This is a genomic window from Kitasatospora sp. NPDC091257, assembly GCF_044757675.1.
GTDB classification, from domain to species: domain Bacteria; phylum Actinomycetota; class Actinomycetes; order Streptomycetales; family Streptomycetaceae; genus Kitasatospora; species Kitasatospora lactacystinica.
This window is the reverse complement of sequence record NZ_JBIVVI010000084.1, coordinates 1-13,775: the sequence shown is the minus strand read 5'-3', so window position 1 is coordinate 13,775 and position 13,775 is coordinate 1. Positions and strand designations below refer to the sequence as shown.

Below are 13,775 nucleotides of genomic sequence, written 5' to 3'. Positions count from 1 at the left end.
GGGGAGGCCGGGGAGTCCATGCCCATGCCGCCAGGCTAGTCGTCGCGTTTCTTCAAGACCCGCCGGTGCGGCCCGGCCCAGAATCGAGGCCATGAACGCCCACCCGATGCACCCGTTCCTGACCCGCGCCGCCTCCGCCGCGGCCGGTGTCGCCGCCGCCGTCCCCGCCGACCAGCCGCTGGACGCGCCGACGCCCTGCCCGGAGTTCGACGCCCGCGCGCTGATCAACCACTGGGTGCTCTACACCTCGCACGGCCTGGAGCACCGGGCCCGGCGGATCGAGCTGCCCGAGGAGCTGAACGCGCGGGACTTCGCCGCCGACGCCGACTGGCGCTCCGCCTACGCGGCCCAGCTGGAGCGCGCGGTCGCGGCCTGGGCGGACCCGGCCGTCTGGGAGGGGGACGTCGACCTCGGCGGCACCCCGATGCCGGCCGTCGGCATCGCCCGGATGCTGATCCTGGAGCTGCTGCTGCACGGCTGGGACGTGGCCCGGGCGACCGGCGGGCGGATCGAGGTCGACGAGGAACTCGCCCTGCTGACCGGGGAGATCGTGGCGGAGAACGCCGAGCTGTACCGGCAGTACGCGGGCTTCGCCGAGGCGGTGGCCCTGCCGGAGGGCGCCCCCGCGTGGGACCGCGCGCTGGCCGCCTCGGGCCGCGACCCGCACGGGAAGGCCTGAGCCGAGGACACCGGACCCGGCCGGACCGCACGAGCGGTACGGGATCAGCCCTGACGCAGCGCCTCCCTCAGCCGGGCCATCAACAGCCGTACGGCCGGGGAGGGTTGATCACGGCGGGCGACCAGCCCGAGCCGGGCCCGGATGGCGGCGTCGACCAGCGGGACGGCCCGCAGTCCGTCGCCCGCGGCGGAGGAGGAGCTGAGGACGGCCACGCCCGCGCCGCGCTCGGCGAGCCGGAGCAGGGCGACAGGGGAGCTGGCCTCGATGTCCACCCGCGGGTCGAGGCCGAGCCGCCGGCAGGAGCCCCGGTAGGCGGCACGGATGCCGGTGCCCGGGGAGAGGCAGAGGATCTTCTCGCCCCGCAGGTCCGCGAGCCGCAGCCGCGCCCGGTCCAGGGCGTGCCCGACCGGGACGACGGCGGCGATCGGCTCGTCGATGGCGACGGTGGCCTCCAGGCCCGGGAAGACCTCGCCCGCGTAGCCGATCAGGGCCAGGTCGAGCGAGCCGGCCAGGACCTGCGCCTGGAGGTCCTCGGAGTGCCCCTCGTGCAGGCTGAGTTCGATGCCGGGGTGACTGCGGCCGAGGTCGGCGACGGCGTCCAGGAAGGGCGGGATCGAACAGCCCGTGATCATGCCCAGCCGGACCCGGCCGCGGACGGCGTCCGCGAACTCGGCGGCGGTGTGCTGGATGGCGTCGAGGGTGGCCAGGGCGTTCTTCGCCAGCGGGAGGACCGCTTCGCCGGCCGGGGTGAGGCGCACCTGCCGGCCCGCCCGGTCGAGCAGCAGCTGGCCCAGTTCCCGCTCCAGCTTGGCCACTTGGGTGCTGATGCCGGACTGGCTCACGTGCAGCCGGGCCGCGGCGGCGGTGAAGGTCCCCTCGTCGGCCACGGCGGCGAAGTAGCGCAGCTGGTGCATCTCCATGACCGGTGACGATATTCGACCGGGTGCTCCATCCGCTCGGCCGATCGGTCCGCCGGACGAGCGACCTGACGGGACGACCCGGCGGGGACGGACCGCCTCGAACGACCCGCGGGGACGGACCGCGGCCGCGCGGGGCGGTCACGGCCCGGCCGACGTCACCGGCGGCGGTCCTTGCCCTGGATCTCCTTGCCCTGGACCGCCTTGCCCTGGATCTCCTTGCCCTGGACCGCCTTGCCCTGGATCTCCTTGCCCTGGATCTCCTTGCCCTGCGTCCGTGCCGTCCCGCCGTCGGGCAGGTCGGCCTCGATGCGCTCCTTGCGCACCCGGCCGGTGACGGTCTGCTCCTCGACGCGCTCCTCGGTCACCAGCCGCACGCGCTCGACCGGGACGGTCTCGGTGCGCACGACCGGCCGCTCCGCGTGCAGGGTGACCTCGTACTCGGCCTCCGAGATGAGCTCGCCGGTCATCGCGGCACCGCGGTCGGCCTCGGCGATGGGTTCGTGCTCGACGTGGACCTCCTCGTGCCGCACCGGCACGGTCTGCCGCTCCTCCTCGGTGACGACGTACTTGTGCAGCTTCGCGTGGCCGGTTTCGTACCGCTCGACGCCGACGCGCATCCGCTCCTCGGAACGGGTCATCACGCCGTCCTTGCCCGGGTGGACACCGGTCCGCCCGGCGGCGGAGGCGGCGCCCGGAGCCGCGGCGGCACGCGTGGTGGCGGTCGGGGTCGCGGCGGCACGCGTGGTGGCGGTCGGGGTCGCGGCGGCACGGCCGGTCTCGGCGGCAGCTCCGGTCATGCCCGCGGGACCGGCCGTGCCGACCGCACCGGTGCGGCCCGTGGTGCCGGTGTGCCCGCTCGCGACGGTGGTTCCGGCAGCGGCGGCCGCGGCAGTGGTGCCGGTGCCCGCGGCGGGCCGGTCGGCCGCCTTCCGGGCCCCGTCCCCGATGCCGTAGTACTGGTAGAGCCGATGTTCCTCGCGCTCGGAGAGGTGTCCGCCACGGTCCACGTCCACCAGCGGCGCGTTGTTGACCTTCTCCTTGGGGTACGGCACCTCCAGGTGGTCGCCGACGACCCGGGCGTCGCGGATCGGCACGAACGACTCGCCCGCCCCGAACCATCCGGTCTTGACGCTGACCCACTCCGGCTTGCCGGTGACGTCGTCGAGGAACACGTGGTCCGCCTTGCCGATCCGGCTGCCCCGTACGTCGCGGACGGGCTGGTGCAGCATGGAGCGGGCCTGCTGTTCGGTGATCACGATTCACGCCTCCTTCGCATTCCAGCGATGAGCGCCTTACCGGCCCGAACGGTCCGAAACCACCTCAGCTGACCTTCACTCAGCGTGACAGTCGTGGCCCACCGGTCACGCAGCGCATCCTTATTTCATCATCAGCAGAGATAGAAGCCATCTGATTCATCTGTTGGACGGATGGTCGTGGTGGCCGGGAGGATGGAGGCATGACGACGACGAAGACCGCGCGTGAGCTCGCCGAGACCTACTTCACCGCCTGGGAGGCGGGCGACTTCGAGACCGTCCGTGGACTGCTGGCCGAGGACGTCGACTTCGTCGGCGCGCTGGGGACGGCCTCCGGGGTGGAGGAGGCGCTGGCCGGGCTGAAGGGGCTCGGGCAGGTGCTGGAGAAGATCGACGTGAAGGTCCGGGTGGCCGAGGGCGACGAGGTGATCACCTGGTTCGAGCTGTGCACGAGCATCGCCCCGCCGGCGCCCACGGCGAACTGGATGCACGTCGAGGACGGGAGGATCGCCCGGATCCGGGTCACCTTCGACCCGCGCGGCCTGCTGGCCGGCTTCGAGCGGAAGGCCTGAGACCGACGGGCCCGGGGCCCGGCAGGGCCCGAGGCATGGGCCCGGCAGGCCCGGGACAGAACCGGCCGCGGCCGGCCGGCCCTACCCGGCCTCGTGCTGCGCGTACCTGGTCGTGAAGCCCAGAACCGCCACGTACCGGCCCTCGGCCGCCTTCGTGACCTCGCTCGGCCGCACGGGCTGCCAGGTCAGGTACTCGGACCGCTGCCCCTCGTCGTTCCGGTAGCGCCGGCTTCCGTACTTCTCGTACCAGTAGTCCTCACCGGAGGTCAGGAGTTCGGGGCCGGGCGGCCGGGTGACGTTCACGGCCAGTTCCGTCCGCACCGCCTCGCCCGTCGCCAGCGCGAACTCCACGGACGGGGCGATCGGCCTGGCCGCCGCCTCCGCCGCCTCCTCCGGGGTCGGGTCGGCGGGTGGCTGGTGGTCGTACTCGTCGGCCGCGACCAGGCTGTTCCACCTCTGTGAGCTGCGCCAGCCCTGGCCGTCCAGGTACCGGTCCAGATCGGCCAGCCGGGAGCGGACGTCACCCCCGTCGAAGGCCAGGTAGACGTTCACGGTCCGCTCGCAGGCCACCGGCAGCCACGTACCCCGGCTGAACAGATCACCGCGGTAGTCGGTGCGGCACACGTCGACCGTCGACCTCCCCAACCCCTGCGCCCACGGCAGTAGTTCGGGCAGCCGGTCGATTCGGTCGGCCATCCGCTCCTCGGCCGCCCGGCGGGCCTCCCCGGTCACCGGGGCCTGTGCGATCCCCGGGACGTCCGGAGGGGCCGGGATGGCCGTGGCGCGGTAGAGCCGCCACCCCGCCCAGCCGCCGAACACGACCGCCGTCCCCAGGACCGCGATCATCACCCACCGCAGCCAGAACCGAACCACATCCACCTCCGGCCTCCGCCCACCCCGCTCGGGCATCGTACGGGCGCGAACGCGCAACCGTACGGGCGGTACCGCAGGACGGCCGGTCCGCACGGGACGTCGGCCGGTCCGAGCTCCCGCGCGGGACAGCGGCGTTCACGCCCTCCCACCCCTCCCGCCGCAGCGGAGGTGACCGCCTCCCGCCGCGGCGGAGGTGACCGCCGGCCGCCGCGGCGGAGGTGACGGTCACCCGTCGGAGCGGAGCGGCTCGCCGGCCCGGTGCAGGTGGGCGAAGATCTCCCGGTAGGAGCGGAACAGGCCGGTCTCGCAGTACGGGACGCCCTTCTCGGCGCAGAACTCCCGGGTGATCCGGGCGGCCCGCCCCAGCGCCGGGGTCGGCATGCTGGGGAACAGGTGGTGCTCCACCTGGTAGTTGAGGCCGCCCATCAGCGAGTCGATGAGCACCCCGCCGCGGACGTTGCGCGAGGTGAGCACCTGGCGGCGCAGGAAGTCGAGCTTCATCCCGGGCGTCACCATCAGCATGCCCTTGTGGTTCGGGGCGAAGACGCACCCCAGGTAGACCCCGAGCAGCGCCTGGTGGACGGCCAGGAAGGCGACCGCCTTGCCGACCGGGAGCGCCGCGAACACCAGGCCGAAGTAGCCGGCGAAGTGGACCACCAGCAGCACGCCCTCCAGCACCGGGCGCTTCATGACGGGGCTGCGCAGCGCGCGGAAGCTGTTGAAGCTGAGGTTGAGGCCCTCCAGCAGGAGCAGCGGGACGAACAGGTACGCCTGCCGGCGGCCGATGAACCGGGCGAGGCCGCTCGCCTGCCGGGCCTGCCGCTTGGACCACACCAGGAGTTCGGGTGCGACGTCCGGGTCCCGCTCCTCGTGGTTCGGGTTGGCGTGGTGGCGGGTGTGCTTGTTCATCCACCAGCCGTAGCTCATGCCCATCAGCAGGTTGGCGGCGATCCGGCCGCCGATCTCGCTCGGCAGCCGCCGGTCGAAGACCTGGCGGTGCGCCAGGTCGTGGGAGAGCAGGCCGATCTGGGCGAAGACGACGGACATCGCCGCCGCCAGGCCGATCTGCCACCAGGTGTCGCCCAGCGCGAACAGGGCGTACCAGCCACCGAGGAAGGCGGCGAGCACCAGGCCCGCGCGGACGGCGTAGTAGCCGGGCCGCGATGCGCTCGGCGCGCAGCGCGTCGTACCAGGTGGTGTCGGCTGGCGGCAGGGCGTTGACGTCCAGCGCCAGCTTGAGCAGCATGTCGGCCACGGCGGGGTTGCGGGCCAGCACCGGGCCGTGCAGGTAGGTGCCGAACACGGTGTCCCGCCAGGCGCCCTCGGTGCCGTCCCCGGTGCCGTTGCCCCGGCCGACGGAGACGGTGGCGAAGGGCTGAACGCCCTGGCCGAGGTGGGTGACGCCCTGGTGGTTCTCGAAGCCGGTCAGCTGCGGCAGGCCGAGTCGGGGGTCGACGTCGGCGAGCACGTCGCCGACGCAGCGCTCGCCCTCGCCGCGGGCGGTCCAGACGTCGAGCAGGCCCAGGCCCGGCTCGCGCTCGCCGAGGTCGTTGATGAACTCGTGGCCCATGATCTGGAAGCCGGCGCAGACGCCGAAGATGATCGCGCCGTTCTCGGCGGCCCGCACCAGGCCGCTGTCGGCGCGCAGCCGCTCGGCGGCCAGGCGCTGCGGGCGGTCCTCGCCGCCGCCGATCAGGTAGATGTCACCGCTGGTGGGGATCGCCTGGTCGGAGCGGACGTCGATCCGGGTCACGTTGAGGTGGCGCTGGCGGGCCCGGCGCTCCACGACCAGGGCGTTGCCCCGGTCGCCGTAGGTGCTGAGCAGGTCCGGGTAGACCCAGACCACGCGCAGGCTGCTCTCACTCATCCTCGAAGGCCTTCCGTCACGTCAAGACTGGTGTGCGGGCGCGGCATCAGCCGGCCACGACCTTCCGCAGCTGCTGGAAGGCGGTGTAGTTGGCGATGGCCTCGATCCGGCCGGGCGGGGCCATCCGGACGGCCTGCTCCAGGGTGTCGACCACGTGGAACTGGAGTCCGGCGACCTCCAGGCGGACGGCCAGGTCCAGCTTGCGCTGGCCCATCACGAAGACCGGGTGCCCGGCGAGGCGCTCGTAGTCGACGTCCCACAGCCAGGAGGTGTCGGTGCCGTCGGCGTCGAGGGCGTTGACGGAGAGGATCACCGGGGCGGGCGGGCCGTCGATCAGCGAGAAGGTCTCCAGCCAGCCGGCCGGGTTCTTGGCCAGCAGCAGGCGGATGTCCCGGCCCTGGTACTGGACCACGTCGTAGCGGCCGGCCACGGCGGCCACCGAGCGCATCCGCTCCAGGGCGACCTGCGGGGCGACGCCGAAGACGGCGGCGACGGCGGCCGAGCTGGTGGCGTTGGCCAGGTTGGCCCGGCCGGGCAGCTGGAGCTGGATCGGCCAGGCGCCGCGCTGCGGGTCGATCACGTGGGTGCCCTGGAGCGCCCAGTGCGGGTTGGGCCGGCGGAAGCCGCAGTCCTGGCAGAACCAGTCGTCGCCGGGGCGCTGCATCACACCGCCGCAGGCGGGGCACGACCAGGCGTCCTCCTTCCAGGCCTGTCCGGCGGCCACCCAGACCACCTTCTTGCAGGAGGAGGCGGCCCAGGTCACCAGCGGGTCGTCGGCGTTGGCGATGACCACGGCCTCGGTGTTCTGGAGGCCCTCACGCCACTTCTCGGCCATCATCCGGGTCTCGGCGGCGCGGTCGAGCTGGTCGCGGGAGAGGTTGAGCAGGGCGATCGCCTTGGGGCGGGTGTCGCGGGCGACCATCGCCAGGTACTTCTCGTCGACCTCGATCACGCCGAAGCGGGCGTCCGTGCCGCCGGCGAGGGCGGAGGTGATGCCGGCGGGCATGTTGGCGCCCAGGGCGTTGGAGACCACCGGGCCGGCGGCGCGCAGCGCCTCGGCGATCAGGCGGGTCGTGGTGGTCTTGCCGTTGGTCGCGCTGACCAGGACGACGTCGAGGTGGTCGGCGAGGGTGGCGAGCAGGTCGGGGTCGAGCCTGAGGGCGACCTTGCCGCCGATCACCGAGCCGCTCCCGCGTCCGGCCTTGCGCGACACGGCGGCGGCGACCCGCCCGGCGGTCACCGCGATCTTCGCGCGGGCCGGCAGCGAGGCGTCGCGTGCGCCTGTGGGCTCCGATTCGGTGCCTGCCATGCTCAGTGGTTCCTCCTTGCTGCGGCACCGCTCGCGGCCGGATAACGGGCCGTCGGGCGGCGGGGACGGGGGTCAGCCTACCGACTCCGTCGCCCGGCCGGACGATCCGGACCCCGTGCCGCCTGCTGCGACGCGTTCGCGGGTGCGGCTGAGGGCCCGTCGAGGAGGGCGGTGTACGGAGCGACCCCGGGGCTTCGGCCCCGGCCGAGCCCCTACTCCTTGACGACGTTCCACGGGCACCGCCGGGTTCCCGAGGTGCCCGGGTAAGGATCTGGTGAAGAAATGATCAGCGGCCCGGACGGCGGGCACAGTCGGCCGGATCACCGGCGGCCAACGTGGCGGTGATCACCAGGGTGCCGTCCTCGGCCAGGAAGTCCAGCGGCGCGTCCAGCCGGCGCATCGCGGCGATCAGCCCGGTGTTGGTGCCGTGGGTCACCGCGTACACCGTCCGTACGTCGGCCGACCGGGCCGCCGCCGACAGCCGCCGCAGCAGCGCCAGACCCAGCCCGTGGCGCTGCCAGGCGTCCTCGACCAGGACGGCCAGCTCGGCCTCGCCGTCGTCCCACATCAGGTGCCCGAGCGCGACGAGCCGCCCGTCCGGGGCGGCCACCGCGAAGCTGTGGCCGTGCCGGGGGTCCAGCAGGTGGTCCAGGTAGCGGCCGGCGTCGCGGACCGGGCCGTGGTAGCGCTGCCGCAGCGAGGCGGGGGAGCAGCGGCCGTGCATCGCCAGCGCCGCCGCCCGGTCGGCCGGCCCGGCCGGGCGCAGCAGCAGCCCGGTCCCGTCCGGCAGGGACAGCCGGGACGGGGCCTCCGGTGTCCGGACGGCGCGGGTCGCGGGCGGGTGCGGCCGGACGGTCCGGTACGGCCCGCCGGTGAGCGCGGGCAGCCGGGTGGCCTGGCCCTCGGGCGCCGCGCACCTGCGGTCGGACCTGCGGAAGGGCCGGTGCCAGAGCCGTTCGGGGCGTGTGCGTGATGCCTTCATGCCGCCGACGCTACCGACGGTGCGCTTCCGTTCGGTTACGTGATCGTGAACGCGTGAATGCCCCGGGGCGTGGTCGGCGGGGTGGGACCGGGCGGGCCCCGGCCCGGGACCGCGGGCCGTCCGGCCGGGACGGTGTCGGCGCAGGTCACGGCCGGTGCCTCAGGCGGGTGGGACGGCGGGCGGTCGACGGTGGGTTGCGTCCCGGTGCTCCTGGTGAGCAGGAGGTCGGGCCCCGTACGTCCACGTACCGAAGGCCGTTCCCATGCGTGACACCCCGTCCGTCCCCACCACCACCGACACCACCACCACCGCCGCCTCCGTCGTCCCCGTCGTCCCGCACGCCCGCCGCGCTCCGGCCGGCACCGCGCTCACCGGCCTGCTCGACCGGCAGGCACGCCTGCGGCCCGACGCGCCGGCCGTGCTCGGCGCCGGCGGCGGCCTCACCTTCCAGGAACTCGTCGGGACCGCCCGCCGGCTGGCCGAGCGGCTGCGCAGCCTGGGCGCCGGCCCGGACGGCTGCGTCGGCCTGTACGTCGAGCCGTCCGTCGAGCTGGTCGCCGGAGCCTGGGGCGTGCTGTACGCCGGGGCCGGCTACCTGCCGCTGTCGCCCGAGTACCCCGAGGACCGGCTCCGCTACATGATCGAGGACAGCGGCACCAGGATCGTGCTCACCCAGGCACACCTGCGCGAGCGGCTGGCCGCGCTGGCCCCGGCCGGGACGGCGGTCCTCGCCGTCGAGGACGCTCCGCCGCCGCGGGACGCGGAGGGGCGGGAGGCCGTCGAACCGGAGTCGCTGGCCTATGTGATCTACACCTCGGGCAGCACCGGCCGGCCCAAGGGCGTGATGATCGAGCACCGCTCGGTGGTCTCCCAGCTGCACTGGATGCACTCCGCGGGCCACCTCGACCCCGAGGTCACCGTGCTGCAGAAGACCCCGATGAGCTTCGACGCCGCGCAGTGGGAGATCCTCGCCCCGGCGGTCGGCGCCCGGGTGGTGGCCGGCACCCCCGGCCTTCACCGCGACCCGGAGGCGCTGGTCGCCGCCGTCCGGCGGCACGGGGTGACGGCGCTCCAGTGCGTGCCGACCCTGCTCCGGGCGCTGCTGGACACCGAGGGCTTCGCCGGTTGCACCGGCCTGACCAGGCTGTTCTCCGGCGGCGAGGCGCTCTCCCGGCGGCTCGCCCGCGACCTGGGCCGGGCCCTGCCGCAGGCCGCCCTGGTCAATCTGTACGGCCCGACCGAATGCACCATCAACGCCACCTCGCACCTGGTGGACCCGGCCGATCCGGCCGACGGCGCCGGATCGGTGCCGATCGGGCGCCCGGTGGCCGACACCGAGTGCTACGTCCTCGACGAGGAGCTGGCGCCGGTGGCCGCCGACGGTGTGGGCGAGCTGTACATCGGCGGCGTCCAGCTGGCCCGCGGCTACCTGAACCGGCCGGAGCTGACCGCGGAGCGGTTCGTCCGCTCCCCGTTCGCCCCCGGCGAGCGGCTGTACCGCACCGGCGACCTCGTGCGGTGGAACCCGGACGGCACCCTCCAGTTCGCCGGCCGGGTGGACAACCAGGTCAAGCTGCGCGGGTACCGGGTCGAGCTGGACGAGATCGCCCGCGCGATCGAGGAGCACACCTGGGTGCGCCGTGCGGCCGCCGTCGTCACCGAGGACGGCCGCACCGGGCACCCGAACCTGGTCGCCTGCGTCGAGCTCAACCCGCGCGAGGCCGCCCTGATGGACCAGGGCGTCCACGGCGGCCACCACCAGTCCAAGGCCAGCAAGCTCCAGGTCAAGGCCCAGCTGTCCGACCCGGGCCTGCGCGACCGGGACCGGCTGGCGGGCCGCGAGCGGGTCGAGCTGCCCGGCCGGAAGGAGACCGCGGCCCAGCGCCGGGAGGTCTTCGCCCGCAAGACCTACCGCTTCTACGACGGCGGCGCGGTCACCCGGGACGACCTCACCGCGCTGCTCGCCCCGCGCCCGGCCGGCACCTTCGGCCGTGACCCGGAGCTGCTGAGCCTGCCCGAACTCGGCCGCGTCCTGCGGTGGTTCGGCCAGTTCCACAGTGAGGAGCGGCTGCTGCCCAAGTACGCCTACGCCTCGCCCGGCGCGCTGTACGCGACCCAGCTGTACCTGGAGACCGGCGGCCTGGACGGGCTCGCGGCCGGGCTGTACTACTACCACCCGGTCGAGCACGCCCTGGTCCGGATCGGGCCGGCCGGGACCCGGGCCGAGGCGTACCTGACGCTGCACTTCTCCGGGAAGCACGGCGCCGTCGAACCCGTCTACCGCAACAACATCCGGGAGGTGCTGGAGTTCGAGACCGGCCACATGCTGGGCGTCCTGGAGGAGGTGCTGCCCGAGTACGGGCTGGACGTGCGTCCGCTCGGCCTCGACCCGGCCGTCAAGGACCGGCTGGACGTCGCCGGGGAGGACCACTACCTGGGCGGCTTCGCGGTCGTCCGGGCCGTCGGCCCGGCCCGGGCCGAGCGCACCGAGCTGTACGTCCAGGCCCACCAGGACCGGGTGGACGGCCTGCCGGGCGGCCTCTACCGGTACGCCGAGGGCGAGTTGACGCACGTCTCGGACGAGGTGGTGGAATCCCGGCACGTGATCGCGATCAACCAGGCCGTCTACGCCCGGGCCGCGTTCGGCATCACGGCCGTCGGCCGCGCCGAGGAGGAGTGGCTGGAGTACATCGCGCTCGGCGCGGTGCTGCACCGCCTCCAGCGCAACGGCCTGTCCCTGGGCTTCATGTCCTCCGGCTACAGCTCCAAGTCCGGCCACCCGCTGCCCGCTTCGCGGCGCATCGACGAGATCCTGGCCGGCCTCGGCATCACCCCCGGCCCGTCGTACTTCTTCCTCGGCGGCAGGGTGAGCGAGGAGCAGATCAGCAGCGAGGGCATGCACGAGGACACCGTCCACATGAAGGGCCCGGCCGAGATCATCAAGGACGAACTGGCCACCCTGCTGCCCGACTACATGCTGCCCAACCGGGTGCTGGTGACGGACGCCCTGCCGCTCACCGCGAACGGCAAGGTGGACCTCAAGGCGCTGGCCGCCTCGGAGGCCGTCCGCACGGCCGACGTGCGCGGCGAGTACGTCGCCCCGGCCACCGGGTACGAGCGGTGGCTGGCCGAAGCCTGGGGGCGGGCGCTGAGGTACGAGGACGCCTCGGTGACGGACGAGTTCTTCGCCGTCGGCGGGAACTCGCTGATCGCCGTCGCCCTGGTCCACCGGATCAACCGGGAGTTCGGCATCGCCCTGCCGCTCCAGGTGCTCTTCGAGTGCCCCCGGCTGGGCGAGCTGGCCGCGCGCGTCGAGCGGGCCTGCGGTGAGGACGGCGCGGGCAGGGCAGGAGCCGCCGGTTCGCGGCTGATCCGGTTGCACCCGGGACGGGCCGACCGGGCGGTGTTCTGCTGGCCCGGACTGGGCGGCTACCCGATGAACCTGCGGCTGCTCGGCCGGGAGGCGAGCGGGGACCGGGCCTTCTACGGCATCCAGGCGCACGGCATCAACCCGGGCGAGACGCCGTACCCGACCATCCGGGAGATGGCCGCCGCCGACGTCGCCGAGCTGCGCCGGGTGCGGCCGCGGGGGCCGTACACGCTGTGGGGCTTCTCCTTCGGCGCCCGGGTCGCCTTCGAGGCGGCCTGGCAGCTGGAGCGGGCCGGGCAGCGGGTGGAGCGGCTGCTGCTGATCTGCCCGGGCAACCCGAAGGTGCGCCGGGCCGACGGCGAGCGCTGGGGCCGCGAGGCCTCGTACGCCAACCAGGGGTACCTGACCATCCTGTTCGGGGTGTTCACCGGCCGGATCAGCGGCCCCGAGCTGGAGCGCTGCCTGGCCGACACGGTGGACGAGCCCACCTTCGTGGCCTCCGTGCACCGGATGCTGCCGGAGCTGGACGAGGAGCTCATCCGGCGGATCACCGGGATCGTCGGTGAGACGTACGAGTTCGAGTACAGCTTCCGCGAACTCGCCGAGCGGCGGCTGGACGCGCCGGTGACCGTCTTCAAGGCCGCGGGCGACGACTACTCCTTCATCGAGGGCGGCACCGGCTACTCGGCCGCCCCGCCCACCGTGGTCGACCTGGCCGGCGACCACTACGGGGTGCTGCGGGAGCACGGGGTCGGCGAGCTGGCCGCCGCGATCCGGGAGGTGGAACGGACGGTCCCCGGGGAGCTCCCGGACCGCTGATCGGATGATGTGGACACGCTCACGGACGGCCCAGGATCCGTGAGCGGGGAAGCCCCTTCGGATAGGGATGGCTCGGCTTTCCGCCGATCCCGACTCCCTACCGAAGGGGCTTTCCGATGTCCGTCCAGTCGTCCGTCCAGTCGTCCGTTCCGCGATCCGTTCCGCGATCCGGTCCCCGGTCCGTGAAGAACTCCGCACTGGCCACGGCCTGTTGCGCCCTGCTGCTCGCCCTGCCGCTCGCCCTCGCCCAGCCGGCTGCGGCCGCCGCCGAGCACAACGGTCCCAAGACGCCCGAGGAGGCCGCCGCCTGCCACCAGGTGCTCGCCACCCTGCTCGGCGGCTTCGGGCCGATGCTCGGCAACGCCGTGTGCGTCGTGCAGCCCGCCGACCAGGGCTGACGCCTCCCGGGAATCCGCCGGCGGCGGCCGCCCTCCTCGGGCCGCCGCCGGCACCACCGGTGCTTCGGGTGGGCGTGTGCTGCCCGTGTCATCCGGTGGCCGTCGTGACCGGCGCGACCACCCGACCGGCCCAGCGGGGGCGGGCCGGCCATGGCGGGCGGGCGGGCGCCGGGCCGAGGATGAGCGGGTGGGGGCGAGAAGGGAGCAGGACCGTGAAGGAGTTCCTGGTCGAGATCACCACCGCCGTACCCGAGGGTACCGCCGAGGAGGAGGTCGACCGGCGGCGCGCCGCCGAGGCCGTCCGGGCCCGTGAGCTGGCCGGCACCGGCCACCTGGCCCGGCTGTGGCGCCCGGTCGGCGAACGGCGCAGCCTCGGCGTCTGGCGGGCGGCCGACGAGGCGCAACTGCGCGCGGAGGTGCTCGGCAGCCTTCCGATGTGGCCGTGGATGACCGCCGTGGTGACCCCGCTCGAACCCCACCCCAACGACCCTGGCCCGGCCTGAGGCGACGGCTCAGGCGATGCGGGTCGGCGCGTCCTGGAGGGTGTGGCCGGTGGTGGTCAGCAGCGCCGTCAGAACGGCCGGGGTCACCGAGTGCTCGGTGCGGAGGAAGAGCTCCTGGGGGTGGAGGGAGAGCAGGGTGATCCGGTGGTCGGCGAGGGTGGTGGGGGTGTGGGCGAGAACGGTGGTGCGGACGCGCCAGAGGGTGGTCGGGGGCGGGGCGTGCGAGATCG

General features: G+C 74.0%; 10 protein-coding genes and 3 pseudogenes. 5 read left to right on the top strand and 8 right to left on the bottom strand.

Annotation, left to right across the window (positions count from 1 at the left end; genetic code table 11):
- Positions 1–91: 91 nt before the first annotated feature.
- Complete coding sequence (locus ACIQOV_RS06360; protein WP_401045524.1) at positions 92–679, top strand: TIGR03086 family metal-binding protein; 588 nt, start codon at positions 92–94, stop codon at positions 677–679.
- A gap of 44 nt (positions 680–723) precedes the next feature.
- Here ACIQOV_RS06360 and ACIQOV_RS06355 read toward each other — a convergent pair whose 3' ends face one another.
- Together ACIQOV_RS06355 and ACIQOV_RS06350 are read right to left on the bottom strand one after the other, a co-directional pair.
- The gene (locus tag ACIQOV_RS06355) at positions 724–1,599 is read right to left on the bottom strand and encodes a LysR family transcriptional regulator (protein WP_401045521.1); all 876 of its coding nucleotides are present in this window, start codon (positions 1,597–1,599) and stop codon (positions 724–726) included.
- Between the two features lie 155 nt (positions 1,600–1,754).
- Positions 1,755–2,855 (bottom strand): PRC and DUF2382 domain-containing protein, encoded by a 1,101-nt coding sequence (locus ACIQOV_RS06350; RefSeq protein ID WP_401045518.1) that lies wholly within the window; start codon positions 2,853–2,855, stop codon positions 1,755–1,757.
- Between the two features lie 200 nt (positions 2,856–3,055).
- Here ACIQOV_RS06350 and ACIQOV_RS06345 point away from each other — a divergent pair, with 200 nt between their 5' ends.
- Positions 3,056–3,424 (top strand): nuclear transport factor 2 family protein, encoded by a 369-nt coding sequence (locus tag ACIQOV_RS06345; protein ID WP_360348212.1) that lies wholly within the window; start codon positions 3,056–3,058, stop codon positions 3,422–3,424.
- Between the two features lie 81 nt (positions 3,425–3,505).
- Here ACIQOV_RS06345 and ACIQOV_RS06340 read toward each other — a convergent pair whose 3' ends face one another.
- The 5 genes and pseudogenes from ACIQOV_RS06340 to ACIQOV_RS06320 all read right to left on the bottom strand — a co-directional run bounded on the left by ACIQOV_RS06340 (position 3,506) and on the right by ACIQOV_RS06320 (position 8,455).
- Positions 3,506–4,303 carry a hypothetical protein gene (locus ACIQOV_RS06340; protein ID WP_401045515.1) on the bottom strand — a complete coding sequence of 266 codons (798 nt, stop codon included), beginning with the start codon at positions 4,301–4,303 and terminating at the stop codon, positions 3,506–3,508.
- Between the two features lie 219 nt (positions 4,304–4,522).
- Positions 4,523–5,458: pseudogene (locus ACIQOV_RS06335) on the bottom strand (fatty acid desaturase family protein); the annotation flags it as partial.
- A pseudogene (locus tag ACIQOV_RS06330) lies at positions 5,454–6,164 on the bottom strand (type 1 glutamine amidotransferase); the annotation flags it as partial. The pseudogenes ACIQOV_RS06330 and ACIQOV_RS06335, both read right to left, overlap by 5 nt.
- A 46-nt stretch (positions 6,165–6,210) precedes the next feature.
- Positions 6,211–7,473: a MurT ligase domain-containing protein gene (locus ACIQOV_RS06325; protein WP_359898457.1), complete on the bottom strand. Its 1,263-nt coding sequence runs from the start codon at positions 7,471–7,473 to the stop codon at positions 6,211–6,213.
- Between the two features lie 286 nt (positions 7,474–7,759).
- Positions 7,760–8,455: a GNAT family N-acetyltransferase gene (locus tag ACIQOV_RS06320; protein WP_401045513.1), complete on the bottom strand. Its 696-nt coding sequence runs from the start codon at positions 8,453–8,455 to the stop codon at positions 7,760–7,762.
- Between the two features lie 262 nt (positions 8,456–8,717).
- On the opposite strand from ACIQOV_RS06320, the gene ACIQOV_RS06315 reads away from it, so the two are divergent.
- The 3 genes from ACIQOV_RS06315 to ACIQOV_RS06305 all read left to right on the top strand — a co-directional run bounded on the left by ACIQOV_RS06315 (position 8,718) and on the right by ACIQOV_RS06305 (position 13,545).
- Positions 8,718–12,644 (top strand): amino acid adenylation domain-containing protein, encoded by a 3,927-nt coding sequence (locus tag ACIQOV_RS06315; protein WP_401045510.1) that lies wholly within the window; start codon positions 8,718–8,720, stop codon positions 12,642–12,644.
- Between the two features lie 182 nt (positions 12,645–12,826).
- Positions 12,827–13,042 carry a hypothetical protein gene (locus ACIQOV_RS06310; protein ID WP_401045508.1) on the top strand — a complete coding sequence of 72 codons (216 nt, stop codon included), beginning with the start codon at positions 12,827–12,829 and terminating at the stop codon, positions 13,040–13,042.
- A 212-nt stretch (positions 13,043–13,254) separates the two neighbouring features.
- The gene (locus ACIQOV_RS06305; RefSeq protein ID WP_401045506.1) at positions 13,255–13,545 is read left to right on the top strand and encodes a muconolactone Delta-isomerase family protein; all 291 of its coding nucleotides are present in this window, start codon (positions 13,255–13,257) and stop codon (positions 13,543–13,545) included.
- Positions 13,546–13,554: 9 nt separating this feature from the next.
- Here ACIQOV_RS06305 and ACIQOV_RS06300 read toward each other — a convergent pair.
- Positions 13,555–13,775: pseudogene (locus ACIQOV_RS06300) on the bottom strand (hypothetical protein); the annotation flags it as partial.